The organism is Streptomyces justiciae (genome assembly GCF_015163075.1).
In the GTDB taxonomy this organism is placed as follows: Bacteria; Actinomycetota; Actinomycetes; order Streptomycetales; family Streptomycetaceae; genus Streptomyces; species Streptomyces justiciae.
In genome coordinates this window covers 150,203-174,085 of the sequence record NZ_JADDXU010000010.1, presented here as the reverse complement: position 1 = coordinate 174,085, position 23,883 = coordinate 150,203, and the positions used below count along the sequence as shown (strand labels likewise).

At 72.2% G+C, this 23,883-nt stretch carries 20 protein-coding genes, 1 tRNA gene and 1 pseudogene; 14 read left to right on the top strand and 8 right to left on the bottom strand.

Features of this window, described 5'->3' with window-relative positions; genetic code table 11:
• Entirely contained in the window at positions 1-1,404 is a 1,404-nt protein-coding gene (locus IQ210_RS27065) for a vWA domain-containing protein (RefSeq protein WP_194081738.1), read from the bottom strand.
• 90 nt (positions 1,405-1,494) lie between these two features.
• On the opposite strand from IQ210_RS27065, the gene IQ210_RS27060 reads away from it, so the two are divergent.
• Positions 1,495-1,570 (top strand) — tRNA-Trp (locus tag IQ210_RS27060).
• Between the two features lie 9 nt (positions 1,571-1,579).
• Here the strand turns inward: IQ210_RS27060 and IQ210_RS27055 are convergent.
• The 4 genes from IQ210_RS27055 to IQ210_RS27040 all read right to left on the bottom strand — a co-directional run bounded on the left by IQ210_RS27055 (position 1,580) and on the right by IQ210_RS27040 (position 6,347).
• Positions 1,580-2,419: a hypothetical protein gene (locus IQ210_RS27055; RefSeq protein ID WP_194081737.1), complete on the bottom strand. Its 840-nt coding sequence runs from the start codon at positions 2,417-2,419 to the stop codon at positions 1,580-1,582.
• Positions 2,420-2,563: 144 nt separating this feature from the next.
• A complete protein-coding gene (locus IQ210_RS27050; protein ID WP_194081736.1) occupies positions 2,564-3,538 on the bottom strand; it encodes an acyl-ACP desaturase in 975 nt (324 codons plus the stop codon).
• Between the two features lie 226 nt (positions 3,539-3,764).
• Positions 3,765-4,541 (bottom strand): dimethylargininase, encoded by a 777-nt coding sequence (gene ddaH / locus IQ210_RS27045; protein ID WP_194081735.1) that lies wholly within the window; start codon positions 4,539-4,541, stop codon positions 3,765-3,767.
• A 183-nt stretch (positions 4,542-4,724) separates the two neighbouring features.
• On the bottom strand, positions 4,725-6,347 hold the full coding sequence (locus tag IQ210_RS27040) for an ABC-F family ATP-binding cassette domain-containing protein (RefSeq protein ID WP_194081734.1): 1,623 nt from the start codon (positions 6,345-6,347) through the stop codon (positions 4,725-4,727).
• Between the two features lie 296 nt (positions 6,348-6,643).
• Here IQ210_RS27040 and IQ210_RS27035 point away from each other — a divergent pair, with 296 nt between their 5' ends.
• Both IQ210_RS27035 and IQ210_RS27030 read left to right on the top strand, forming a co-directional pair.
• Positions 6,644-7,294, top strand: coding sequence for a GOLPH3/VPS74 family protein (locus tag IQ210_RS27035; protein ID WP_194081733.1), 651 nt, complete (start codon positions 6,644-6,646; stop codon positions 7,292-7,294).
• A 138-nt stretch (positions 7,295-7,432) separates the two neighbouring features.
• Positions 7,433-8,275, top strand: coding sequence for an isocitrate lyase/PEP mutase family protein (locus IQ210_RS27030; protein WP_194081732.1), 843 nt, complete (start codon positions 7,433-7,435; stop codon positions 8,273-8,275).
• 1 nt (position 8,276) lies between these two features.
• On the opposite strand, the gene ssgD is transcribed toward IQ210_RS27030, so the two are convergent.
• Positions 8,277-8,693 (bottom strand): spore wall synthesis regulator SsgD, encoded by a 417-nt coding sequence (gene ssgD / locus IQ210_RS27025; protein ID WP_194081731.1) that lies wholly within the window; start codon positions 8,691-8,693, stop codon positions 8,277-8,279.
• Positions 8,694-9,021: 328 nt separating this feature from the next.
• Here ssgD and IQ210_RS27020 point away from each other — a divergent pair, with 328 nt between their 5' ends.
• The 5 genes and pseudogenes from IQ210_RS27020 (at position 9,022) to IQ210_RS27000 (ending at position 12,561) form a co-directional block, all read left to right on the top strand.
• A complete protein-coding gene (locus tag IQ210_RS27020) occupies positions 9,022-10,095 on the top strand; it encodes a WD40/YVTN/BNR-like repeat-containing protein (protein ID WP_194081730.1) in 1,074 nt (357 codons plus the stop codon).
• Between the two features lie 49 nt (positions 10,096-10,144).
• Entirely contained in the window at positions 10,145-10,474 is a 330-nt protein-coding gene (locus tag IQ210_RS27015; protein WP_109494667.1) for a plasmid stabilization protein, read from the top strand.
• A gap of 38 nt (positions 10,475-10,512) precedes the next feature.
• Positions 10,513-11,196, top strand: a pseudogene (locus IQ210_RS27010) (endonuclease V); the annotation flags it as partial.
• A 490-nt stretch (positions 11,197-11,686) separates the two neighbouring features.
• Positions 11,687-11,848 carry a morphogenic membrane protein MmpA gene (mmpA, locus tag IQ210_RS27005; protein ID WP_228048406.1) on the top strand — a complete coding sequence of 54 codons (162 nt, stop codon included), beginning with the start codon at positions 11,687-11,689 and terminating at the stop codon, positions 11,846-11,848.
• A 56-nt stretch (positions 11,849-11,904) separates the two neighbouring features.
• A complete protein-coding gene (locus tag IQ210_RS27000) occupies positions 11,905-12,561 on the top strand; it encodes a maleylpyruvate isomerase N-terminal domain-containing protein (RefSeq protein ID WP_194081728.1) in 657 nt (218 codons plus the stop codon).
• 7 nt (positions 12,562-12,568) lie between these two features.
• Here IQ210_RS27000 and IQ210_RS26995 read toward each other — a convergent pair whose 3' ends face one another.
• Positions 12,569-13,747 (bottom strand): saccharopine dehydrogenase family protein, encoded by a 1,179-nt coding sequence (locus tag IQ210_RS26995; RefSeq protein ID WP_194081727.1) that lies wholly within the window; start codon positions 13,745-13,747, stop codon positions 12,569-12,571.
• A gap of 199 nt (positions 13,748-13,946) precedes the next feature.
• Between IQ210_RS26995 and IQ210_RS26990 the strand changes: the two genes are divergently transcribed.
• From IQ210_RS26990 to IQ210_RS26965, 6 genes are all read left to right on the top strand, one after another.
• The gene (locus IQ210_RS26990) at positions 13,947-15,086 is read left to right on the top strand and encodes a CaiB/BaiF CoA transferase family protein (protein ID WP_194081726.1); all 1,140 of its coding nucleotides are present in this window, start codon (positions 13,947-13,949) and stop codon (positions 15,084-15,086) included.
• Positions 15,087-15,192: 106 nt separating this feature from the next.
• Complete coding sequence (locus tag IQ210_RS26985; protein ID WP_194081725.1) at positions 15,193-16,335, top strand: acyl-CoA dehydrogenase family protein; 1,143 nt, start codon at positions 15,193-15,195, stop codon at positions 16,333-16,335.
• Positions 16,336-16,370: 35 nt separating this feature from the next.
• Positions 16,371-17,585 carry an acetyl-CoA C-acetyltransferase gene (locus IQ210_RS26980; protein WP_194081724.1) on the top strand — a complete coding sequence of 405 codons (1,215 nt, stop codon included), beginning with the start codon at positions 16,371-16,373 and terminating at the stop codon, positions 17,583-17,585.
• A gap of 44 nt (positions 17,586-17,629) precedes the next feature.
• On the top strand, positions 17,630-19,828 hold the full coding sequence (locus IQ210_RS26975; RefSeq protein ID WP_194081723.1) for a 3-hydroxyacyl-CoA dehydrogenase NAD-binding domain-containing protein: 2,199 nt from the start codon (positions 17,630-17,632) through the stop codon (positions 19,826-19,828).
• 93 nt (positions 19,829-19,921) lie between these two features.
• A complete protein-coding gene (locus IQ210_RS26970) occupies positions 19,922-21,565 on the top strand; it encodes a thiamine pyrophosphate-binding protein (protein WP_194081722.1) in 1,644 nt (547 codons plus the stop codon).
• Positions 21,566-21,657: 92 nt separating this feature from the next.
• Positions 21,658-22,398, top strand: a complete 741-nt coding sequence (locus IQ210_RS26965) for an IclR family transcriptional regulator (protein ID WP_194081721.1) — start codon at positions 21,658-21,660, stop codon at positions 22,396-22,398.
• An 11-nt stretch (positions 22,399-22,409) separates the two neighbouring features.
• Here the strand turns inward: IQ210_RS26965 and IQ210_RS26960 are convergent, their stop codons facing one another.
• Entirely contained in the window at positions 22,410-23,882 is a 1,473-nt protein-coding gene (locus tag IQ210_RS26960) for a sugar ABC transporter ATP-binding protein (protein WP_194081720.1), read from the bottom strand.
• Position 23,883: the final 1 nt, after the last annotated feature.

The window sequence follows — 23,883 nt, the reverse complement described above, 5'->3', positions numbered from 1 at the left end:
CTACCGCGATCCTGTGGTGACGCGATGGCAGTCCATCGCCGGTGTGTGCGTCTCGGGCCACTCGCTGCCGCCCTCGGTGATCAGCCAGATCCATTTCTCCGGCTCGGCGGGCGTGATCGGTGGCGCGTATCCGTCGGTCAGCATCACCACCGCGTCCGGGGTGACGTCGAAACGGCGGCCGTCGACCTCCGTACGCCCCTCCACGTAGTCGGCGACCGCCTGGAAGCTGGTGCCGCCCCCGCCGTAGACCCGCTCGCCCGGTCTGAAGGGCATCACCAGCGCGTCGAAGGACAGCCAGTGCGCCTCCACGCCGTCGATACGGCCCACCAGTTCGGTGAGCCAGGCGATCACGTGCTCCGGCATCGAACCCGAGGTGTCGTACGCGATGACCAGCACCTTGTCCCGCACCGGGCCGCGGCGAGCCAGCATCGGGTCCTGGCCGAGGGCGGCGAGCAGCGCGCCCCGCTTCTTGGGGTAGACCAGCCGCTCGCCGTCGCGCAGCCTGGAGCCGAGCACGTCGACCAGCCAGCGCTGCCACCAGTCGACCGTACGCGTGCGCGTGATCTCGCCGCGCAGCATGCCCGCGCCGAGGTTTCCCCAGATCCGGGCGGCCCGCGCGTTGCCTTCCTCGGTACGGCCCATCAGGTCGAGCAGCTCCCGCTCCGCGCCCGCGTGCCCGCGCCGGGCCGCCAGCAGGGAGTTGAGCAGCGCGGACGACGTCACCGCGTCGACGGTCTCCTGGTCGGCGGGGACGAGGCCGTCCTGCAGACGCACGCACAGCCGGTGCTCCGGGACCGGCGGGCGGTGCATCCGCTTCAGCTCGCCGTACACCCGCATGTCCGTCTCGGTGAACGTCTCGTACGGGACGGGCTCCAGGCCGTGCGCCGTCAGGTCCGCCCGGTAGTGCTCGTACACCTTGCGCGGGTCGATGCCCGTCGGCCGGCCGTTCAGCAGCGGGAGTTCGGTCCTGCCGAGCCGGACCAGCGCCACATGGTTGATGGACACCTCGGCGGCCAGCTCGAAGACCGGGTCGTCCCGGAGCTCCGGGTCGGCGAACAGATGGCGGTGCACCAGATGGCGTGCCTCGTGGAACAGGACGAACTTGACGCCGTCCAGGCCGAGTCCGGTGAAGAAGTCCGGGTTGTAGAGCAGCAGACAGCTGCCGTCGCCGGACGCCACCACGGCCGCCGTGTCGATCGCGGTCGTCGGGAGCTGGTGATGGCACTTGGCGTACAGCCAGGACGCCACCGCCGACTCCGTCAGCCCGAAGTCCAGCAGCGCGGCCTCCTTGAGCCGCCGTGCCTGAGCCACGACCTCCGGATCGGCCGGGCGGTACGCTTCCAGCGCCCGCCGGTCGGCCAGGTCGACCACAGGGGGACGCCGCCCCCGCTCCCCGTACGCCATGTCCTGCCCCCCGAAACGCGTTTCCCCCGTGGCTCATTGGTACCAGGGCCCACTGACATCGGGCCAAGGCATTACGATCGGGCGCCAAGGGCGGGGTCGTAGCGCAGAGGCAGGCGCATCGGTCTCCAAAACCGGAGCACGCTGGTTCGAATCCAGCCGCCCCGCCCCCTGCCGGCTACGCGATGGCGCCCGCCGTGACGATCAGTTCCGGGGTGTTCCCGTGGAACGTCTCCGCCAGCTGCGCCAGCACCGCCCACGCGTCCTCGCGGTCACCCAAGTGCTCCCGCACGAGCGGCCGGAGGGCGTCCTCGGCCTCCTTCAGCCGTGCCGGGAACAGCAGTTGGCCCATCGACAGCACCTCGAGGACGCGCAGCGCCGGGCCGTCGGAGGCCACGTAGTCGGCGGGGCTCTCGAACACGCCCGCCCGGCGCAGCCGGTGGGTGAACTTCGCGTGCGTGCCGAAACCCGCCCGCACCGCCGGCGGGCAGTCCGGCCGGACGGAGAGCGCCCAGCGGGCGTAGCCGGGCAGCGGGTGTTCACGGTCCGCCGCGCCGACCGTCTCCCAGTCGGCGCGGGTCAGCACCATGGACGCGGCGGTGCGACCCTCGCTCCATGTGCCGACCTCGCGCAACGCGCCGACGAGGCCATGGCGGACGTAGGCCTCGGGAACCTCGGGTTCCTGCCCCGGCAGGGTCGCGTCGACCGGTATCGGATCGACGCGACCGGGTGCGAACGGCACCCCGCGCGCGATGGCGCGGCGCAGGCCGGAGTCGGTCGGGATGTGCCGCCACACCACGGCGTTGAGCTGCCGGTCGTCGTTCTCCAGGATCCACAGCGCGACGGAGGCCTCGAGATCGCGGGCCCAGGTCCACGCGCGCGTGACGCGCCCGCGGGCCTGCGCGGGGCTCTCGGGCTCCGGCAGGCCGGTCCGGGCCCGGACCCGTACGGCGATCTCCTCGTCGACGAGACCGAGCAGGAACCCGACCGCCCGCTCCGCCCTGGTGTTCTCTCGCATGGCGGCATGATGCCGCTGGTGGGGGCCTGACCGCACGGGAAAATCGGTGGCCGAGTGGCCGAGTGGCCGAGTGGTCAGGTGGCTGAGCGGCAGAGTGGCTGAGCCACGTGCCGCCCCACGGCCGGCCGACCGGCCCCAGCCGGGTCAGCCCGCCGCGCGTGCCGCCATCCGGGCCTTGCGCGCCGCCAGCTTCTCGTCGAACTTCAGGGCCTCCGCGTCCAGGCCGCCCATGAACATGCCGAGCTCGTCCTGGGCCTGCTGACCCTCGGGGCCGAGGCCGTCGATCTCCATGACCTTCAGGTGGCGCAGGACGGGCTGGAGGACGTCGTCGTGGTGGATGCGCATGTTGTAGACCTCACCGATGGCCATCTGCGCGGCGAAGCGCTCGAAGCCGGGCATGCCGTGGCCGGGCATCCGGAAGTTCACGACCACGTCCCGGACCGCCTGCATGGTCAGGTCGGGCGCGAGCTCGAACGCGGCCTTCAGAAGGTTGCGGTAGAAGACCATGTGGAGGTTCTCGTCGGTCGCGATGCGCGCCAGCATGCGGTCGCAGACCGGGTCGCCGGACTGGTGGCCGGTGTTGCGGTGCGAGATGCGGGTCGCGAGCTCCTGGAAGGCGACGTAGGCGACCGAGTGCAGCATCGAGTGGCGGTTGTCGGACTCGAAGCCCTCCGACATGTGCTGCATGCGGAACGCTTCCAGCTTGTCCGGGTCCACCGCGCGCGAGGCGAGCAGGTAGTCGCGCATCACGATGCCGTGCCGACCCTCCTCGGCGGTCCAGCGGTGCACCCAGGTGCCCCAGGCGCCGTCGCGGCCGAACAGGGAGGCGATCTCGTGGTGGTAGCTGGGGAGGTTGTCCTCGGTGAGGAGGTTCACCACGAGCGCGATGCGGCCGATCTCGGTGACCTTCGACTGCTCCTTGTCCCAGGCCTCGCCGTCCTCGAAGAAGCCGGGGAAGTTACGGCCGGCGCTCCACGGCACGTACTCGTGCGGCATCCAGTCCTTGGCGACCTTCAGGTGCCGGTTGAGCTCGGTCTCGACGACTTCCTCCAGCGCGTACAGCAGCTTGGCGTCGGTCCAGACGGCGGGGCTGCCGAGGTGAGGGGAAGTGATCGTCACGGGAACTCCAGGGGGACGCGTAACACAGGGGAGAAAAGCCGGGTAACCAGCGAGCGGTTGCCGGAACCTACGAGAGCGTAGGCTACGAATCCGTAGGTTACGAAGCCGTAGGTTAAGCGTGACGTAAAGATCCCTGATCAGCCTGTGTTCCCAACGTGTTTCCGGGCCTGTGCGCAAGCCCCAGGACCCGCAGGTCCCGGGGCTGAACGGATGATCCGGTCACTCGTCAGGCGTACAGCTCCCGCACGCGGACCGAGAGGCAAGTCACACATCCCTCGAGCTTCTCGAACTCGCTGATGTCGACCACGACCGGGTCGTGGCCGAGGTCGGCCAGCAGGTCGATGGTCTTCGGCGCGCTCGCCGAGATCAGCAGCTTGTGACCGCCGAGCAGCACGACGTGGCCGCCGGCCTCCTCCGGCACCGACAGGAACCGCGGGAACAGGGACGGCCGGTCCACCTTCGGGATGTTCCCGATGACCGTGCCGTCGGGCAGCGCCGTCACCGCCGACTTCAGATGCAGCACCTTGCTCACCGGCACGGCGACGACCCGCGCGCCGAGCGGCTCGAAGGCGGCCCGCAGCTGCTGGACGCCCGCCGCGTTGGTACGACCGCCACGGCCGACGTAGATGGTGTGGCCGATCTTGAGGACGTCCCCGCCGTCCAGGGTGCCCGGCTCCCAGATCCAGTTGACCGAGCAGCCCAGCGAGGCCACGGCTTCTTCGACCCCGGCGGTCTCCTCGCGCCGCGACTCGGCGCCGGGCCGGGTGATCAGGGCGACGTTCTTGTACATGACGACCGTGTCCTCGACGAACACCGAGTCCGGGCAGTCGTCGGCCGGATCCACCTCGATCGTCTCCCAGCCGTGTGCGCGCAGGGCCTCGGCGTACGCCTCCCACTGCTCGACCGCGAGGTCGACGTCGACCTTCTCGCGCTCGATGTGCGTCACCAGGCCTTCGGCGAGGCGCGGGCTGGGGCGGCGGATGAGGGCCTTCTTGCTGGGCACGAGGAACTCCGTAACGGCGGCAGGTGGCGGCGCCCCGAAAAAAGCGGCGCCGGTCCGCCATCATGCAGGGCGGGCCCGCGAACCCAAAACCCCCGTTGCCAGGCTGTGGCCCTCCTGAGATACGCGGCAGTAACCGCGGCGCCGGCGACCTCCACCTCCGTGGGGCCGCCGGCGCCGTCTCGCCTAGGCGGGCTCCGTGACGGCCTCCGCCGTGGTCTCCCGGAGTTCGCCGTCGAGCATCAGCCACCGGGTGATGCCGATCGACTCCAGGAACGGCAGGTCGTGACTGGCCACGATCAGCGCTCCCTCGTACGACTCCAGCGCGGACGTCAGCTGCCGCACGCTCGCCATGTCGAGGTTGTTCGTCGGCTCGTCCAGCATCAGCAGCTGCGGGGCCGGCTCGGCCAGCATCAGCGCCGCCAGCGCCGCCCGGAAGCGCTCGCCGCCGGACAGGGTCGCCGCCTGCTGGTCGGCGCGGGGGCCCCGGAACAGGAAGCGGGCCAGCCGTGCCCGGACCCGGTTGTTGGTGGCGGCCGGCGCGAACCGGGCCACGTTCTCGGCGACCGACAGCTCGTCGTCGAGGACGTCGAGCCGCTGGGGCAGGAACCGCAGCGGCACATGCGCGTGCGCCTCGCCCGACACCGGCGCCAGCTCTCCGGCGATCGTCCGCAGCAGCGTCGTCTTGCCCGCGCCGTTGCGGCCGACCAACGCCACCCGCTCGGGACCGCGCAGGTCGAAACCGCCCTTCACGCGCGCGCCGTAGGCCAGTTCCAGATCCATGAGGGTCAGCACGTCACGGCCCGGCGGCACGGCCGTGTACGGCAGGTCGACACGGATCACGTCGTCGTCCCGTACGGCCTCCACCGCCTCGTCGAGCCGCTCCTTGGCCTCGGCGAGCTTCCCCTCGTGCATGATGCGGTGCTTGCCCGCGGAGACCTGCGCCGAGCGCTTCCTCAGCTTCATCACCGCCCTGGGCTCGCGCTTGTTCTCGTACATCTTGTTGGCGTACCGCGTGCGCTGCGCCAACTTGGTGTGGGCCTCGACGAGTTCACGCTTCTGCCGTTTCAGATCGGCCTCCGCGACCCGCACCATCCGCTCCGCCGCCTCCTGTTCGGTGGCGAGGGACTCCTCGTAGGCGGAGAAGTTGCCGCCGTACCAGGTGACCTCGCCGGCGCGCAGATCGGCGATCTGGTCGACGAGCTCGAGCAGTTCACGGTCGTGGCTGACGATGACCATGACCCCGGACCAGGACGCGACGGCCGCGTACAGGCGCCTGCGGGCGTACAGGTCGAGGTTGTTGGTCGGTTCGTCCAGGAGCAGCACCTCGGGGCGGCGCAGCAGCAGTGCGGCCAGCCGCAGCAGCACCGACTCGCCGCCGGACACCTCGCCGACCGTGCGGTCCAAGCCGATGTGGCCGAGGCCGAGTTCGCCGAGGGTGGCCAGGGCGCGCTCCTCCGCGTCCCAGTCGTCGCCGACGGTCTCGAAGTGCTCCTCGGACACGTCGCCCGCCTCGATGGCGTGCAGCGCGGCCCGCCGGTCGGCGATGCCGAGCACCTCGTCGACCCGCAGGGCGGTGTCGAGGGTGACGTTCTGCGGCAGATGGCCGACCTCGCCGGCGACCCGCACGGTGCCGTCGACCGGGGTGAGTTCACCGGCGATCAGTTTCAACAGGGTGGATTTGCCGGACCCGTTGACACCGACGAGGCCGGTGCGGCCGGGGCCGAAGGCGATGTCGAGGTCCTCGAAGACGGGGGTGCCGTCGGGCCAGGAGAAGGCAAGGGAGGTACAGGTGAGGGATGCGGACATACAGGCCTCGCGGTTGCTCGGTGCGGTCGGGGGCAAACGCGTATCGAGAACACCTGCGACCACAGGGAGGCTCCGCGGGCAGAAGAGGGGCGTGAGAAAAGCCCTGCACCGGAGGACGGCTCGAACGCCGAGGTCGCACGCGGCGCACACACCTCAGGTGTGTGACGCGGTGTCTCATGACCTCAGAGGAGCAACGTCCTTCTCCGATCGACGGCAGCAGAAGCGTTGTCCACGGTAGGCAGAGGCGTCGAGACCGTCAATCGAATTAATGTGAAGCCCGATCTGGAGGAGGCCCCGTGCCCGACGGCTCGCTGTCCCTGCCCGCCCGGCTCTACCTGCTGGCCTGGGACACCACGCGCAACCAACTCACCGACACCGTCCACGTCGATCACCTGGTGCGGGCCGGCGCCCTCACCGAACTGGCCCGGCGCGGGCTCCTCCTCGACGACGACGGCATCGCCACCCCGGCCGACCTGGACTCCGACACCGGGGACGCCGTCCTCGACGGGCTCCTGGAACTCGTACGGGAGTCCCGGCCGCACCACTGGCACAGCTGGGTGCCGTTGCACGCGCGCGTGACGCTCGACGCGGTACGGGAGCAGCTGGCCGCCGAGGGCTTCCTCCGCGCGGAGAAGCGGCGGGCCCTCGGGGTGTTCCCGACCGTCGAGTACGTTCTGGAGCGCGTCGCCGTCGTGGACGCGCTGCGCGCGGAGGCCCGGCGCATCCTCGAAGGGCCGGTGCCGACCGCGGAGGTCTCCGACCGGGACGCGGCCGTCGTCACCCTGGCGGCCGCGGCCGAACTGCGCACCCTGGTGAGCCGGGACGAGCACGGTCGGTACAAGGAGCGGCTGGCGGAGCTGGCCGAAAAAAGCGGGCCGGGGACGCGGAAGGTGGAGGAGGAGCTGAGGGCGGCGCTGACGAGCGCGGCGGCGCCGGCGGGAGCCTGAGGGCAAGAAGGCCGTTCCCGTCACGTTCACCGCCCGTGCGGCCGCGCCCGCGGGAGCCTGAGAGGTGAGGCCGGCACCCGTCACGTTGATGTCGATTTCCTGCCAGCCCCCGCCCGCCCGCGCTGCTTGAGTGAACGCATGACGAAGCAGACCTCCCTCCGCGACCGCGCCCTCGCCTTCCACGCCCTGCACGTCCCCGGCCGCCCGCTGGTCCTGCCGAACGCCTGGGACACCGCGAGCGCCCGGATCGTCGCGCATGCCGGTGCCGCGGCCGTCGCGACCACGAGCGCCGGGCTCGCCTGGGGCCTCGGCGCGGCGGACGGCGACCAAGTGGACCGGGACCGGGCCCTGGGGGTCGTCACGGACATCGCCGCCGCCGTGGACGTCCCCGTCAGCGCGGACGTCGAGAGCGGCTACGCCGAGGACCCGGAAGGAGTCGCCGACACGATCCGCGCGGTCCTCGCGGCGGGGGCGGTCGGCGTGAACATCGAGGACGCGTTGTACGGGGAGGGCGCGGGACCGCTGCGGGACATCGCCGAGCAGGCCGAGCGGATCGCCGCCGCCCGCGCCGCTGCCGACGCGGCGGACGTGCCGCTGTTCGTCAACGCCCGGATCGACACGTTCCTGCGCGACGCCGGGGGAGTAGACCTCACCCTGGAGCGGGCCGCCGCCTTCCGGGCAGCGGGCGCCGACGGGATCTTCGTCCCCGGGGCCGTCGAACCGGGGATCGTGAAGGAGCTCGTCGACGGCGTCGACGGCCCCGTGAACATCATGGTCGGCCCCGGCGCCCCACCGGTCGCGGACCTGGCGGCGCTCGGCGTCGCGCGCGTGAGCGCGGGCGCGGGCATCCCCATGGCCGTGCACGCCCTGGTGCACCGCGCCGCGCGGGAGCTGCTGGACGCGGGCACGTACGACGAGCTGGCCGGCGGATTCGACTACGGCGAGCTCAACTCGCTGCTGGGCGGGGGCCGTCAGCGGTAGGTCAGCAGGCGTCCCGCATCAGCTCGGCCAGCTGCTGGTCCAGGTCGAGCTGGAGATGCTCCAGACCGACGGGCACCAGCTCGGCCGTCGCCTCCAGGAAACGTCGCAGCTCGCCCGAGCGGACATGCACGACGGCGGTGCCCTCGGGGGCGTGGAACTCCAGCACGGTGCGGTCGTACCCGTACGGCCGCACGCGTACGTCGCCATGGCCCTCGGGGGCCGTCATGCCCGCGGCGAGGAGTTCGCGGGAGAACGTCCAGCAGACGTCCACGCCCTCCAGGGTGGCCGGGGCCGGGAAGGTCATCCGGACGGCGAACGGATCGCGCCGGTCGTAGTGGAGTGTGGCGGGAATGCTCGGCATCCGCGGCGCGGCGGCGACGAGGCGGGCCTCTACGGGCTGCTCGATGACGGTGGACAACGCCTTGCTCCCTTGTGACGACTGAACGGACGGCTGGACGGACGGCTGGACGGACGGCTCCGACGGCTGGACCGACCTCCGGGCGGATGGGACCGGACACTGGAAGAGACGTCGGAACGGGCCCATCCGTGCACACCGGAATCGAGTGACCTCGGTCACCGCCTTTCATGCACGGGAGTGACGCAGCCGACTTGCCGTGCCGCGAAGGGCACTTGTGACGCCCAGGACCCCATCTGGACGCCCACGCGCCCGTGGGCTAGCTTCGCCCGCCATGAGGCGCTTGGGGAACATGCGAGGAACGCGACGGACGAGACCTACGACACGCACGATGCGAGCCGGCACCCGGGTGGCCGCGGGGGTGGCGTGCGCGGCGGCGCTGGCCGCGCTGACGGCCGTACCCGCGCAGGCGCACGGACCGGAGCAGCGGGCGCCGCACTGGGAGCTCAAGGACAGCGGCACCCCCGACGTACGGTTCCGGGGCCTGTCCGCCGTCAGCCGGACGACCGCGTGGGTGTCCGGCACCCAGGGGACCGTCCTGCGCACCACGGACGGCGGCGCCAGCTGGCGAAACGTCTCCCCGCCGGGCGCGTCCGACCTCCAGTTCCGGGACATCGAGGCGTTCGACGCGCGGCGGGCCGTCGTCCTGGCGATCGGTGAGGGCGAGGCGTCCCGGGTGTACCGCACCGAGGACGGCGGGGCCACCTGGACCGAGTCCTTCCGCAACACCGACGCCCGCGCCTTCTACGACTGCCTCACCTTCCTCGACCGCAGGCACGGCCTGGCGATGAGCGACCCGGTGGACGGGAAGTTCCGCATCCTGTCGACGAACGACGGCGGCCGCTCCTGGAAGGTCCTCCCGAACGACGGGATGCCGGCCGCGCTGGAGGGCGAGGCCGGGTTCGCCGCGAGCGGCCAGTGCCTGGTCTCCTCCGGCCCGAAGGACGTCTGGCTGGCCACCGGCGGCGCCGCCCATGCGCGCGTGCTCCACTCCTCCGATCGCGGCCTGACGTGGACGGCCACGGACACCCCGATCCCCGCGGGCGACCCCGCCAAGGGCGTCTTCGCCCTCGCCTTCCGCGACCGCACGCACGGTCTCGCGGTCGGCGGCGACTACCGCGCGGACCAGGCCTCCCCGCAGGCGGGCGCGGTGACAGGCGACGGCGGCCGCAGCTGGCAGCCCGCCGCCACACCGCCGCCCGCCTACCGCTCCGGCGTCGCCTGGCTCCCGCACAGCCGCACCGCGGCCCTCGCCGTCGGCCCCACCGGCACCGACCTCACGACCGACGGCGGCCGCACCTGGCGCACGGTCGACACGGGCTCGTACGACACCGTGGACTGCACCCCCGACCTGGGCTGCTGGGCGGCCGGCGAGAAGGGACGGGTGGCCCGGCTGGAGAGCTGAGCGCGGATGGGGGTACCCGGTCGCCGAGTGCGAAAGGAGTTGAGCCCCCATGCCAAGCGGTTCGAGCCCGAAGAGGGAACGCCAGTACGAGCACATCAAGAAGAGCGCTCAGGACCGGGGCGAGAGCACCGGGCGGGCGAAGGAGATCGCCGCGCGCACCGTCAACAAGGAACGCGCCCGCTCCGGCGAGTCCAAGTCCGCGAGCCGCACCTCCACGCAGGACATGTCGTCCGGCAAGCGGGGCGGCCAGCGGTCCGGCAAGGGCTCCCAGGGCCCGACCTACGACCAGCTCTACGAGGAGGCCAAGCGGCGCAACATCAGCGGCCGTTCGGACATGAACAAGAGCCAGCTGAAGCAGGCGCTCGGCGGAAAGGGCTGACCGGACCCCGTACGGGAGTGCGTACGCTCGTCGGCATCATGACGACCGTACGCATTCCCGCGGGCTGGCCCGCGACCGAGGACGAAGCCCGCGCCGTGCAGGACGAGTTGCGGACGAAGGTGGTGCTCGACGAACCGGGCCCACCGCCCGGAACCGGCCGGGTGACCGGCGTAGACGTGGCCTACGACGACGAGCGGGACGTCGTCGCGGCCGCGGCGGTCGTCCTGGACGCGGCGACCCTGGAGGTCGTCGCGGAGGCCACGGCGGTCGGCCGCGTCTCCTTCCCTTACGTCCCGGGCCTGCTCGCCTTCCGTGAGATCCCCACGGTCCTGGCCGCCCTGTCGTCGCTGCCCTGCCCGCCCGGCCTGATCGTCTGCGACGGCTACGGCCTCGCGCACCCCCGCCGCTTCGGCCTCGCCAGCCACCTGGGCGTCCTCACGGACCTCCCCACGATCGGCGTCGCGAAGAACCCCTTCACCTTCACGTACGACGACCCGGCCACCCCGCGCGGCAGCACCAGCCCGCTCCTCGCGCACACCGAGGAGGTCGGCCGAGCCGTCCGCACCCGCGCCTCCGTCAAGCCGGTCTTCGTCTCCGTAGGCCACCGCGTCACCCTCCCCAACGCCTGCGCCCACACCCTGGCCCTGACCCCCGACTACCGCCTCCCGGAGACCACCCGCCGCGCGGACGCCCTGTGCCGGAGGGCGCTGAAGGAGGCGACGCGGGTCGCGAACCCGCAGGCCGAACGGGCGGCAGCCGACCCCGAGAGGAGTTGGGGCCGCACCGTGTACGAGCGCCAGGCCGACCCGGTGACCTGGGCGGGTCGCGTGCTGGAAGCGGTGGCACCAGGACCGGCCCGGACGCCCGAGATCCAGGCGGCCCTGACGCTGGCGGCCGACCGCGAGCAATGGCACCGAGGCCGAGAGGTGTTCGAGCTGATCCGGTCCGGCACTCCGCTCGACGGGCTCACGACAGAGCGGGCGTCGCTGTTCCGCCTCGCCGAACTCGTCGCCAAGGTCGCCCACAACGCGGCCGGTCCGCCGCCGTACTTCGACCATCACGCGGGATGGGGGATCGCTCCCCTCGCCCGGCAGCTCGCCGTCGGCGATCCCGAGACGCACGCGCGCGTGGAGGCCGTACTCGGTTCCTGAGTACGTGAACTGAGTATCTGTACGGATGTGGCGCGGCGTCATGATCGACAGGCTGGGCCGCATGACGACGCACCGTATGCCCCGTACGCGCTCCCCGAAGCCCCTCGCCGACCCCAACCGGCCCGTCGAGCGGGCGGTGATGGCCGCGCTCATCCTGGCCGTGCTCGCGGGGCTCGCCTGGATCTGCGGGATGATCTACACCGTTGCCACCTGGCCGCTGTAGGGCGCGCCCGGCAATTCGGTTGTGGGGCGCTTCGGCGGCGCACTAGCTTGCCGAGGGTGGATCTCTTCTCGCAGACGTGGGCGGCGTTGCGCAAGGCCGTCGCGGAACTGCCGGACAAGGACTTCGAGAAGCCGTCCGGCTGTGCCGGGTGGCTGGTGCGGGACCTGGTGTGCCATCTGGTCATCGACGCCCAGGACGTCCTGATCACCCTCGTCACCCCGGCCGACACCGAGCCCACCGCCGACGCCGTCACCTACTGGCACGTCGCCGACGAGGCGCCCACCGGGGACGACCCGCTCGACGCGCTGATCGTCCGGCTCGCCGCCGCCTACGAGGAGCCGCACCTGCTCAGGTTCCACCTGGACGACGTCGGTTCCGCCGCCGGGCGTGCCGCCGAACTCGCCGACCCCGCCGCCCGGGTGAGCACCCAGGACATGGTCCTGACCGTCGGCGACTACCTCGGCGCCTACGTCCTGGAATGGACGCTGCACCACCTCGACCTGATCGCCCACCTCCCGGACGCGCCGGCACCGCCGAGCGCCGGGCCGGCACGATCCCGCGCGCTGCTGGAGCAGATCGCCGGTGCCGCGTTCCCCGCCTCGTTCACCGACACCGACGCCCTGCTCGTCGGCACCGGGCGCCGCCCACCGACGGACGCGGAGCGGGCCGAGCTGGGCGAGCTGGACAAGAAGCTGCCGCTGATTCTCGGCTGAGCCGCCGCTACCGGCTCTGCGCCACCCGGAACACGATCCCCGCCGCCCGCAGCCGCTCGATCAGCGCGTCACCCATCGCGACGGCCGTCGTGACCTGCCCGGACGTCGCCGGCAGCTCGTCGAGGGCGAGGCAGAGCGCCGCCTCGGCGAACATCTTCGCCGTCTCGTCGTACCCCGGGTCGCCGCCGGAGACCTCCGTGAACACCTGACGGCCGCCGCCCTCGCCCACGAAACGCACCGAGAACCAGCTCTTCGCCCGCTTCTCCGCGCTCGGCCCCTCCCCGGGCCTGACCCGGCCCGACAACCAGCGCCGCGCGGGCGGCAGTTGAGCCGCCGCGAACAGCGCCCCGACCGCGGCGACCCCGCCCACCGCGATCGGCAGCCGCCGTACGGCCGCGTAGTGGCGGTAACGGAAGTCGGGACCGTAACGCTCCAGCGCCCTCGCCGACCGGCCCACGATCTGCGCGTCGATCGTCGGCAACGGCAGCGCCCAGGCGCCGACCTCCCCGGCGAACCGCGGCGCGCCGCTCGGCGTCGTGGCCCGGCGCCCCACCAGGCGCGGCTCGTGGCGTCCCCGGTCCCGCGCGGCGGCCAGCATCTGCCGACCGCGCGCGAACTGGTTCAGCGCCGAGGCGAACGTGCCGCCCGAGAACATCGCGTCGGCCCGCACGAACCCGTCCACCCGCAGCGGCACCCCCTCCGGCAGCTGCCGCACCGTGAAGTACGCGCCGAGGTCGTGCGGTACCGAGTCGAAACCGCACGCGTGCACCAGCCGCGCCCCGGTCTCCCGCGCGCGTGCGTCATGGCGGACGTACATCAGGTCCACGAACTCCGGCTCACCGGTGAGGTCGAGATAGTCCGCCCCCGTCTCCGCGCAGGCGGCGACCAGTTCCTCGCCGTACGTCACATAGGGGCCCACCGTCGTGGCCACCACGCGCGCGTGCTCGGCGAGCGCCCGCAGCGAGGCCGGATCGGCCACGTCCGCCCGCAGCACCCCGATCTCCTCACCGCCCGGCAGCCGCTCCCGCAGCGCCCGGAGCTTCTCCTCGCTGCGGCCGGCGATCGCCCAGCGCAGCCCCTCCGGCGCGTGTGCGGCGAGGTACTCCGCGGTGAGCGTCCCCACGAAACCGGTCGCTCCGAAGAGCACGATGTCGTACGGACGGTCCGTCCTGTTCAGCCTGCTCATGACACCTCTCGTCCGCCGGCACGCCGTTGTCGGTGGCCGAGGCTAGCGTGACAGCAGAAGAGCACGGACGGTGACCCATCGGTAAATTGGCTAAGCGCTTGCTCGTTCGGGTCTTGTGTCCTGCGGAGCGGCTTCTTAGCATCACTGGTGTTACATCAGTTGTGTCACGCCCAGGAGGGCTGGACGGCATGGGGGCTGGATGACCACGGCAACGACGCCAGGGCAGGGCCCGCTGACCGGCGTGCGCGTACTCGAGCTCGCCGGCATCGGTCCGGGCCCGTTCGCCGCCATGCTCCTCGCCGACCTGGGCGCCGACGTGGTGCGCGTCGACCGGCCCGGCGGACCCGGCCTCGCGATCAACCCGGCGTACGACGTCACCAACCGCAACAAGCGCTCGGTGATCATCAACCTCAAGGCCCCGGACGGCGCCGCCCGCGTCCTCGACCTCGCGGCGCACGCCGACATCCTCGTCGAGGGCTACCGCCCCGGCGTCGCCGAGCGACTCGGCGTCGGCCCGGAGGCCTGCCACGCCCGCAACCCCAAGCTCGTCTACGGCCGCATGACCGGCTGGGGCCAGGACGGCCCCCTCGCCGAGCGCGCCGGGCACGACATCGCGTACATCGCCCTCACCGGCACCCTCGGCATGATCGGCACCCCCGGCGAACCCCCGGCCGTCCCCGCCAACCTCCTCGGCGACTACGCGGGCGGCTCCCTCTACCTCGTCGTCGGCGTCCTCGCCGCGCTCCATCACGCGCGCGTGACCGGCGTCGGCCAGGTCGTGGACGCCGCCATCGTGGACGGCACCTCCCACCTCGCCGCGATGATCCACGGCATGGTCGCCGCCGGCGGCTGGCAGGACCGGCGCGGCGCCAACCTCCTCGACGGCGGCTGCCCGTACTACGGCACCTACGAGACCGCCGACGGCCGGTACATGGCCGTCGGCGCCCTGGAACCGCAGTTCTACGACGAGTTCGTCCGCGTCCTCGGCATCCCCGAGCACGCCGACGCACGCAAGGACTGGACCCGCTGGGGCGAGCTCCGCGAGGCCGTCGCCGCCCGCTTCAAGTCCCGCACCCGGGACGAGTGGACGGCCGCCTTCGACGGCACCGACGCCTGTGTGGCGCCCGTCCTGACGCTGACCGAGGCCCCCCACCACCCGCACCTCGCCGCCCGCGGCACCTTCACCGACCACGGCGGCATCACCCAGCCTGCCCCCGCACCCCGCTTCTCCGCGACCCCGACAGCCGTCCGTACCGGCCCGGCCCAGCCCGGCGCCGACACCGAGGACGTGGCCCGCGACTGGGACGTGCCGGAACTTTCGAAAGACGTGAACCGATGACGGGCCGGCATCCGATGAAGGGGCAGAAGCCCACGAACCGTAAGAAACCCACGAACCGTAAGAAAGTCACGAACGGCCGGAAATCCACGAAAGGCCTCGACACAGCATGAAGCGGCAGATCTTCGCCCCCGAGCACGACGCGTTCCGCGACACCGTGCGCGCCTTCCTCGACCGCGAGGTGCTGCCGCACTACGCGCAGTGGGAGAAGGACGGCATCGTCTCCCGCGAGGCCTGGCGCGCGGCCGGCAAGCAGGGCCTGCTCGGACTGGCCGTGCCCGAGGAGTACGGCGGTGGCGGCACGCCCGACTTCCGCTACGCCGCCGTGCTCGCCGAGGAGTTCACGCGCGCGGGCGCCCCCGGACTCGCCCTGGGCCTGCACAACGACATCATCGGCCCGTACCTGACCGGCCTGGCCACCTCCGAACAGCGCCGCCGCTGGCTGCCCGGCTTCTGCGACGGCTCGCTGATCACCGCCATCGCCATGACCGAACCCGGCGCGGGCTCCGACCTCCAGGGCATCCGCACACACGCGGAGGACCGCGGCGACCACTGGGTGCTCAACGGCTCCAAGACCTTCATCTCCAACGGCATCCTCGCCGACCTGGTGATCGTCGTCGCGAGGACCACCCCGGAGGGCGGCGCCCACGGTCTGTCGCTGCTGGTCGTCGAGCGCGGCACGGACGGCTTCGAGCGCGGCCGCAACCTCGACAAGATCGGCCAGAAGGCGCAGGACACGGCCGAGTTGTTCTTCCACGACGTGCGCGTGCCCAAGGAGAACCTCCTCGGCGAGCTCAACGGCGCGTTCCTCCACCTGATGACCAACCTCGCCCAGGAGCGCCTGAGCATCGCCGTCTCCGCGATCGCCGCCGCCGAACACCTCCTGGAGATCACCACGGAGTACGTCAAGGAACGCGAGGCCTTCGGCCGGCCGCTCGCCACCAAGCAGCACATCCGGTTCGAGATAGCCGAGATGGCCACTGAGTGCGCCGTCACCCGCACGTTCCTCGACCGCTGCATCGAGGATCACTCGAACGGGGAGCTCGACGCGGTCCACGCCTCCATGGCCAAGTGGTGGGCGACCGAACTGCAGAAGCGGGTCGCCGACCGCTGTCTGCAACTGCACGGCGGCTACGGCTACATGAGCGAATATCCGGTCGCCCGGGCCTTCACCGACGGCCGCATCCAGACCATCTACGGCGGCACGACCGAGATCATGAAGGAGATCATCGGACGTTCCCTGCTGGGCTGACCCTCACCCTCGACCCACCCTCGAAAGGCCTCCCTGTGAGCACCGAAGCGTACGTGTACGACGCGATCCGCACCCCGCGCGGACGCGGCAAGGCGAACGGCGCCCTGCACGGCACCAAGCCCATCGACCTGGTCGTCGGACTCATCCACGAGATCCGCGCCCGCTTCCCCGGCCTCGACCCGGCCGCGATCGACGACATCGTCCTCGGCGTGGTCGGCCCGGTCGGCGACCAGGGCTCCGACATCGCCCGCATCGCCGCCATCGCGGCTGGACTGCCGGACACGGTCGCGGGCGTACAGGAGAACCGCTTCTGTGCCTCGGGCCTGGAGGCCGTCAACCTGGCGGCGATGAAGGTGCGTTCCGGCTGGGAGGACCTCGTCCTCGCGGGCGGCGTCGAGTCGATGTCCCGGGTGCCGATGGCCTCCGACGGCGGCGCCTGGTTCAACGACCCGATGACCAACCTCGCCGTGAACTTCGTGCCGCAGGGCATCGGCGCCGACCTCATCGCCACCATCGAGGGCTTCTCGCGCCGGGACGTCGACGAGTACGCGGCGCTGTCGCAGGAGCGTGCGGCCACGGCCTGGAAAGAGGGCCGCTTCGAGCGGTCCGTCGTCCCGGTCAAGGACCGCGCAGGGCTGACCGTCCTCGACCACGACGAGCACATGCGGCCCGGCACCACCGCCGACTCCCTCGCCAAGCTCAAGCCGTCCTTCGCGGACATCGGTGAGCTGGGCGGCTTCGACGCGGTGGCCCTGCAGAAGTACCACTGGGTCGAGAAGATCGACCACGTCCACCACGCGGGCAACTCCTCCGGCATCGTCGACGGCGCCTCCCTGGTCGCCATCGGCTCCAAGGAGGTCGGCGAGCGTCACGGCCTCACCCCGCGCGCGCGGATCGTGGCCGCGGCGGTCTCCGGCTCCGAGCCGACCATCATGCTCACCGGCCCCGCCCCGGCGACCCGCAAGGCCCTCGCCAAGGCCGGACTGACCATCGACGACATCGACCTCGTCGAGATCAACGAGGCCTTCGCGGCCGTCGTCCTGCGCTTCGTGAAGGACATGGGCCTGTCCCTGGACAAGGTCAACGTCAACGGCGGTGCCATCGCACTCGGCCACCCCCTCGGCGCGACCGGCGCCATGATCCTCGGCTCGCTCATCGACGAACTGGAGCGCCAGGACAAGCGGTACGGCCTCGCCACCCTGTGCGTGGGCGGCGGCATGGGCATCGCCACCATCGTCGAGCGCATCTGACCCCCCTCCCGACGGACACGACGGATCACACGGAGCACCTCCACATGAGCACTCAGTCCACGACCATCCGCTGGGAGCAGGACCGCGACGGCGTCGTCACGCTCGTCCTCGACGACCCCGACCAGTCCGCGAACACCATGAACCAGGCGTTCCGCGACTCCCTCGCGCACGTCACCGAACGCCTGGAGGCCGAGAAGGACTCCATCCGCGGCATCATCTTCACCTCCGCCAAGAAGACCTTCTTCGCGGGCGGCGACCTGCGCGACCTCATCCGGGTCACCCCGGAGACCGCGCAGGAGCTCTTCGACGGCGGCCTCGCCATCAAGCGCAACCTGCGCCGCATCGAGACCCTCGGCAAGCCGGTCGTCGCGGCGATGAACGGCGCGGCTCTCGGCGGCGGTTTCGAGATCGCCCTCGCCTGCCACCACCGCGTCGCCCTCGACGCACCAGGCTCCAAGATCGGCTGCCCCGAGGTCACCCTGGGCCTCCTCCCGGGCGGCGGCGGTGTGGCCCGCACGGTCCGCCTCCTGGGCATCACCGACGCCCTGCTGAAGGTGCTGCTCCAGGGCACCCAGTACAGCCCGCAGCGCGCCCTGCAGAACGGCCTGGTCCACGAAGTGGCCGCCACCCAGGAGGAGATGCTCGCCAAGGCGCGCGCCTTCATCGAGGCCAACCCCGAGTCGCAGCAGCCCTGGGACAAGCCGGGCTACCGCATCCCCGGCGGCACCCCCGCCAACCCCAAGTTCGCGGCCAACCTGCCCGCCTTCCCGGCCAACCTGCGCAAGCAGACAGGCGGCGCGCCCTATCCGGCGCCGCGCAACATCCTCGCCGCGGCGGTGGAGGGTGCCCAGGTCGACTTCGAGACCGCGCAGGTCATCGAGGCCCGCTACTTCGTCGAACTGGCCGCCGGGCAGACCTCGAAGAACATGATCCAGGCGTTCTTCTTCGACCTCCAGGCCGTCAACTCCGGCGCCAACCGCCCCAAGGGCATCGAGCCGCGCCAGGTCCGCAAGGTCGCCGTTCTCGGCGCCGGGATGATGGGCGCGGGCATCGCGTACTCGTGCGCCCGCGCGGGCATCGACGTCGTCCTGAAGGACGTGTCGGCGGAGGCGGCCGCCAAGGGCAAGGCCTACTCCGAGAAGCTGTGCGCGAAGGCGGTGAGCAGGGGCCGTACGACCCAGGAGAAGGCCGACGCGCTGCTGGCCCGCATCACGCCCACGGCCGACCCGCAGGACGTCGCCGGCTGCGACGCGGTCATCGAGGCAGTCTTCGAGAACCCCGAGCTCAAGCACAAGGTCTTCCAGGAGATCCAGGGGATCGTCGAGCCGGACGCCCTGCTGTGCTCCAACACCTCCACCCTCCCGATCACGGCCCTGGCCGAGGGCGTCGAGCGCCAGGCCGACTTCATCGGGCTGCACTTCTTCTCGCCCGTCGACAAGATGCCGCTCGTCGAGATCATCAAGGGCGAGCGGACGGGGGAGGAGGCGCTGGCCCGCGCCTTCGACCTGGTCCGGCAGATCAAGAAGACGCCGATCGTCGTCAACGACTCGCGCGGCTTCTTCACCTCGCGCGTGATCGGCCACTTCATCAACGAAGGCGTCGCGATGGTCGGCGAGGGCATCGAACCCGCGTCGGTCGAACAGGCCGCGGCACAGGCGGGCTACCCCGCCAAGGTGCTCTCCCTGATGGACGAGCTGACGCTCACACTCCCGCGCAAGATCCGCAACGAGTCCAAGCGGGCCGTCGAGGAAGCGGGCGGCACCTGGCCGACGCACCCCGCGGAGGCCGTCATCGACCGCATGGTCGACGAGTTCGGCCGCCCGGGACGCAGCGGCGGCGCGGGCTTCTACGACTACGACGACAGCGGCAAGCGCGCCGGACTGTGGCCGGGCCTGCGCGAGCACTTCACCCGCGAGGGCGCCGAGATCCCCTTCCGGGACATGCAGGAGCGCATGCTCTTCTCGGAGGCCCTCGACACCGTGAAGCTCCTGGAGGAGGGCGTCCTGACGTCGGTCGCCGACGCCAACATCGGCTCGATCTTCGGCATCGGCTTCCCGGGCTGGACCGGCGGTGTCCTCCAGTACATCAACGGCTACGACGGCGGCGCCGGGGCAGGTGTCGGCCTCCCCGGCTTCGTGGCCCGCGCGCGCGAGCTGGCCGAGCGGTACGGCGAGCGGTTCACGCCGCCGGCGCTGCTGGTGGAGAAGGCGGAGAAGGGGGAGACGTTCACCGACGCCCGGTGACGTACCGCTGAGCGACACGACCCTCTTGCCCCTCGGGGGACGGTGCCCGACGCTGACCTGCGACCCGGTCCCCGTCCCCACCGAGGAGCCCCCATGGCAGCCCGCCCCGCCCTCGCCTTCCTGGACATCCTCCGTGGCGAGGGCGTGGACCGGGTCTTCGGCAACCCCGGCACCACCGAACTCCCTTTCCTGGCCGCCCTGTCGGAGGCCGAGGACGCCCCCGAGTACGTCCTCGGGGTGCACGAGGGCGCCGTCGTCGCCATGGCCGACGGATACGCCCGCGCCACCGGCAGGCCCGCCTTCGTCAGCCTGCACGTCGCCGCGGGCCTCGCCAACGGCCTCATCGGCCTGCTCAACGCCCGCCGCTCCCGCACCCCGCTCGTCGTCATCGCGGGCCAGCAGGACCGCCGCCACCTCCAGCAGGACCCGATGCTCTCCGGCGACCTCGTCGCCCTCGCGGCCCCGGCGGTGAAGGCGGCCCACGACGTCCAGCACGCCCACGACCTCCCGCTGGCGCTCCGCCGCGCCTTCGCCCTCTCCGTACGCCCGCCCGCGGGGCCGGTGTTCCTGTCCGTCCCCATGGACGTGTTCGCGGAGGACACGGAGGTCGAGGTCCCCGCCCGCACCCCGACCCCGCCGCTCGGCCCGGCCCCCGGCATCGAACGCGCCGCCGTGCTGCTCGGCGGCGGTGCCCGCCCCGCGATCGTCGCCGGGGACGGCGTCGGCCGGGAGGACGCCGTCGGGGCGCTGGTCCGGGCGGCGGAGGCGTGCGGGGCGACCGTGCACCACCAGCCCATGGCCGACGCCCTGAACTTCCCGACCACGCACCCCTTGTACGCGGGGATGCTGCCACCGCGCCACGACGCCATCCGCGCCGCGCTCGCACCGTACGACGTGGTGCTGATCGCCGGGGCCCACGCCTTCACCCCCCACCACTACACCCCCGGCCCCGCGCTGCCGTCCGGCCTCACCGTCGTCCAACTCGACTCCGACCCGGACGAGATAGGCCGCAACTTCGCCGCCGACGCCGGACTTGTCGGCTCCCTCGGCCCGTCCCTGCACCGCCTCGCCGACCTGCTGCGCGAACGCGTCCCGGACCAGACCGCCAAGGCCCGTGTCCTGCGCGCCGGCGAGCAGCACGCCGCCGACCGCGACCGTGCCGACTCCGCGGCCCGCGCCGCCTACTCACCGGCCCCCCTCGCCCCTTGGGCCGCCGCGCACGCCGTCGCCCGCGGTCTGCCGCCCGGCACCGCGGTCGTCGAAGAGGCCATCACCGTAGGGCTGTTGTTACGGCGTCTCGTACGACTCGACCGCCCCGGCAGTTACACCCACACCGTCGGCGGCGGGCTCGGCTGGGGCATCGGCGCCGCTGTCGGCCGCGCGCTGGCCGAGCCCGGGCGGCCGGTGGTGGCCGTACTCGGCGACGGCAGCACCCTGTTCGGGCTCCAGGGACTGTGGAGCGCCGCGCGTCAGCAGGTCCCCGTCCTGTTCGTGGTGATGAGCAACGGCGTCTACCGCACCCTCCAGGACACCTACGAGGCGATGGGCGGCAAGGGCGTCTGCCCCGGGACGGAGTTGGGCCCCCTCGACTTCACCCGGGCGGCGGCCTTCTTCGGGGTGGACGCGGTCCGCGCCGAGAGCGCCGAGCACCTGCGGGAACTGGTCGCGGGGGCGGGGAGGTTGAGCGGCCCGCTCCTGGTCGACGTGCCCCTGCGTGACCGACCCGGGCGCGCCTGACCGGACGAACCACGTACCCCTGCGCGAACGATCCGCCACTCACCGCCACCCACACCTTGTCACCCGCCCACGCCGGGCACCACCATCGGTCCATGACGGACGGCCCACTGCCCAAGTCGGTGCTCGCGCGGGGCGTGCTGCTGCTGCGTGCCTGCGGAGACTCCGGGACCGCGCTCACCCTCGCCGAACTGGCCCTGCGCACCGGGCTGCCCAAACCGACCGCCCACCGGCTGATCGGCGAACTCGTGCGGCTGGGCCTGGTGGAACGCACCCTCGACGGCAGCTACCGCATCGACCTCGGGCTCTTCGTGCTCGGCCAATCAGCCCCGTCCGTACGCGAGTTGCGCGACGCCGCCCTGCCCTACCTCGGTGACCTCCACGAGGCGACCCACGAGAACGTGCACCTCGCCGTCCCCGATGGCACCGACACCCTCTTCCTGGAGAAGGTCACCGGCCGCCGCGCCACCCCGATCGTCTCCCGCACCGGCGGCCGGCTGCCCGCCCACTGCACCGCCACCGGCAAGGTGTTCCTCGCCCAGGACCCCCGCCCACCGCACCGCACCCTGCTCCGCCTGACGCCCCGCACCCTGGTCCTGCCCGGACAGCTCGCCCGCGACCTCGCCCTGACCCGGGCCCGCGGCTTCGGCGTCAACCTGGAGGAGGCCGAGATAGGCGTCTCGGCGGTCGCCGCCCCGATCTACGCCCAGGGCCGGGGATCGCGTCCGATCGCCGCGATCTCGGTGACCGGCTGGACGAGACGGCTGGACGTGGACCGGGTGGGGGCGAGAGTCTGCGCGGCGGCAAGTGCCCTGACGCGCACACTCTCGGCCTGACGGCCGACACCTCACCCCGCCGCCGAAGCCCCCTGCTGCATGGCCACCGCCAACGCATGCTCCGTCAACCGCGCCCCGTGCACCTCCTCGGTGATCCGCCCCCGCACGAACACCAGCACCCGGTCGCACACCTCCGTCAGCTCCGCCAGGTCCGTCGACGCGATCAGCACCGCCGCACCCCCAGCCGCCAACTCGCCCACGATCCGGTGCATTTCGGCCCGTACGCCGACGTCGACACCCCGCGTCGGATCGTCGAGCACCACGATCTTCGGCTCGGTGGCCAGCCACTTGGCGAAGACGACCTTCTGCTGGTTGCCGCCGGACAGCCGCGCCACCACGTCGTGCGGCCCGCCGCGCAGCCGCAGCCGCTCCGTCAACTCGGCCGTCCGCCGCACGAGTTCGGTCCGTGAGGGCGCGATGCCACCCCGGTCGAGCCCCAGCCAGCTCACCGACGTCGTGTTCTCCCACACCTCCCGGTCCACCATCAGCCCGTACCGCTTCCGGTCGCTCGGCACGAACGCCACGCCCGCCCGCACCGCGTCCCGCAGCGAGTGCGGCAGACCGCGCCCGCCGATGTCACCCCGCCCCGACGACACCGCCGTACGCCCGCACACCACCTCCAACGCCGTGAGATGCCCGGCCCCTTGAAGTCCCGCGACCCCGACCACCTCACCCGCCCGCACGGTGAACGTCACGTCCGCCAGGCGCCCCGGCACGCTCACCCCGGACAGCACCACGGGCGGCGGCAGGTCGACCACGGTCCGCGCCCGGCGTACCGGCTGCTCGGGCCGGCCGCCCAGCATCGCCGAGACCAGCTCCGGCACGTCGACGTCCTCGCGGTGCGCCCCGGCCAGCGCGACCCGCCCGTCCCGCAGGACCGTCACGCGCTGCGCCAGACGCATGACCTCCTCCAGGAAGTGGGTGACGTACAGGACGGCGATGCCCCGCCCGGTCAGCGTGCACAGCACCCCTTCGAGCCGGTCGACGGCGGCCGCGGGCAGCGCCGAGGTCGGCTCGTCGAGGATCAGCAACCGGGGGTGGCGCAGCAGGGCCCGGGCGATCTCCGTCAACTGCTGGTCGGCCAGCGGAAGTTCGCCGACCTCCGTGCCGAGGTCGACATCCAGGCCGAGTTCGGCGAGGACCGGCCGGGCCGCGCGGTCCATGGCGCCCCGGTCCAGCAGGCCGAAGCGGCGCGGCGGGCGGTAGGGGAAGAGGTTCTCGCGGACGGTGAGGTCGGGGAAGAGGCTCAACTCCTGGGAGACGGTGGCGATCCGGGTGTCCTTCGCCAGCCGGGCCGCCCCTTCGTCCGCGGCGAGCGTGCCCGAAAGGATGCGCACCAGCGTGGACTTGCCCGCACCGTTCTCCCCGACCAGCGCGTGCACCTCGCCGCCCCGGAGACGCATGCCCACCCCGTCCAGGGCGCGGACCCCGCCGTAGGACTTGAACAGGCCCTGGGCCACGAGGATGTCGCCGTACGACGTCATC

What these genes read in the sequence shown, in the direction of transcription:
- mmpA (WP_228048406.1), top strand. Translation starts at nt 11,687, where the DNA reads ATGACGACGCACCGTATGCCCCGTACGCGCTCCCCGAAGCCCCTCGCC.
- IQ210_RS27015 (WP_109494667.1), top strand. Translation starts at nt 10,145, where the DNA reads ATGCCAAGCGGTTCGAGCCCGAAGAGGGAACGCCAGTACGAGCACATC.
- IQ210_RS27055 (WP_194081737.1), bottom strand. Translation starts at nt 2,419, where the DNA reads ATGCGAGAGAACACCAGGGCGGAGCGGGCGGTCGGGTTCCTGCTCGGT.
- IQ210_RS26990 (WP_194081726.1), top strand. Translation starts at nt 13,947, where the DNA reads ATGACCACGGCAACGACGCCAGGGCAGGGCCCGCTGACCGGCGTGCGC.
- IQ210_RS27020 (WP_194081730.1), top strand. Translation starts at nt 9,022, where the DNA reads ATGCGAGCCGGCACCCGGGTGGCCGCGGGGGTGGCGTGCGCGGCGGCG.
- IQ210_RS26975 (WP_194081723.1), top strand. Translation starts at nt 17,630, where the DNA reads ATGAGCACTCAGTCCACGACCATCCGCTGGGAGCAGGACCGCGACGGC.
- IQ210_RS26960 (WP_194081720.1), bottom strand. Translation starts at nt 23,882, where the DNA reads ATGACGTCGTACGGCGACATCCTCGTGGCCCAGGGCCTGTTCAAGTCC.
- IQ210_RS27040 (WP_194081734.1), bottom strand. Translation starts at nt 6,347, where the DNA reads ATGTCCGCATCCCTCACCTGTACCTCCCTTGCCTTCTCCTGGCCCGAC.
- IQ210_RS26970 (WP_194081722.1), top strand. Translation starts at nt 19,922, where the DNA reads ATGGCAGCCCGCCCCGCCCTCGCCTTCCTGGACATCCTCCGTGGCGAG.
- IQ210_RS26985 (WP_194081725.1), top strand. Translation starts at nt 15,193, where the DNA reads ATGAAGCGGCAGATCTTCGCCCCCGAGCACGACGCGTTCCGCGACACC.
- IQ210_RS26995 (WP_194081727.1), bottom strand. Translation starts at nt 13,747, where the DNA reads ATGAGCAGGCTGAACAGGACGGACCGTCCGTACGACATCGTGCTCTTC.
- IQ210_RS27065 (WP_194081738.1), bottom strand. Translation starts at nt 1,404, where the DNA reads ATGGCGTACGGGGAGCGGGGGCGGCGTCCCCCTGTGGTCGACCTGGCC.
- IQ210_RS27030 (WP_194081732.1), top strand. Translation starts at nt 7,433, where the DNA reads ATGACGAAGCAGACCTCCCTCCGCGACCGCGCCCTCGCCTTCCACGCC.
- IQ210_RS26965 (WP_194081721.1), top strand. Translation starts at nt 21,658, where the DNA reads ATGACGGACGGCCCACTGCCCAAGTCGGTGCTCGCGCGGGGCGTGCTG.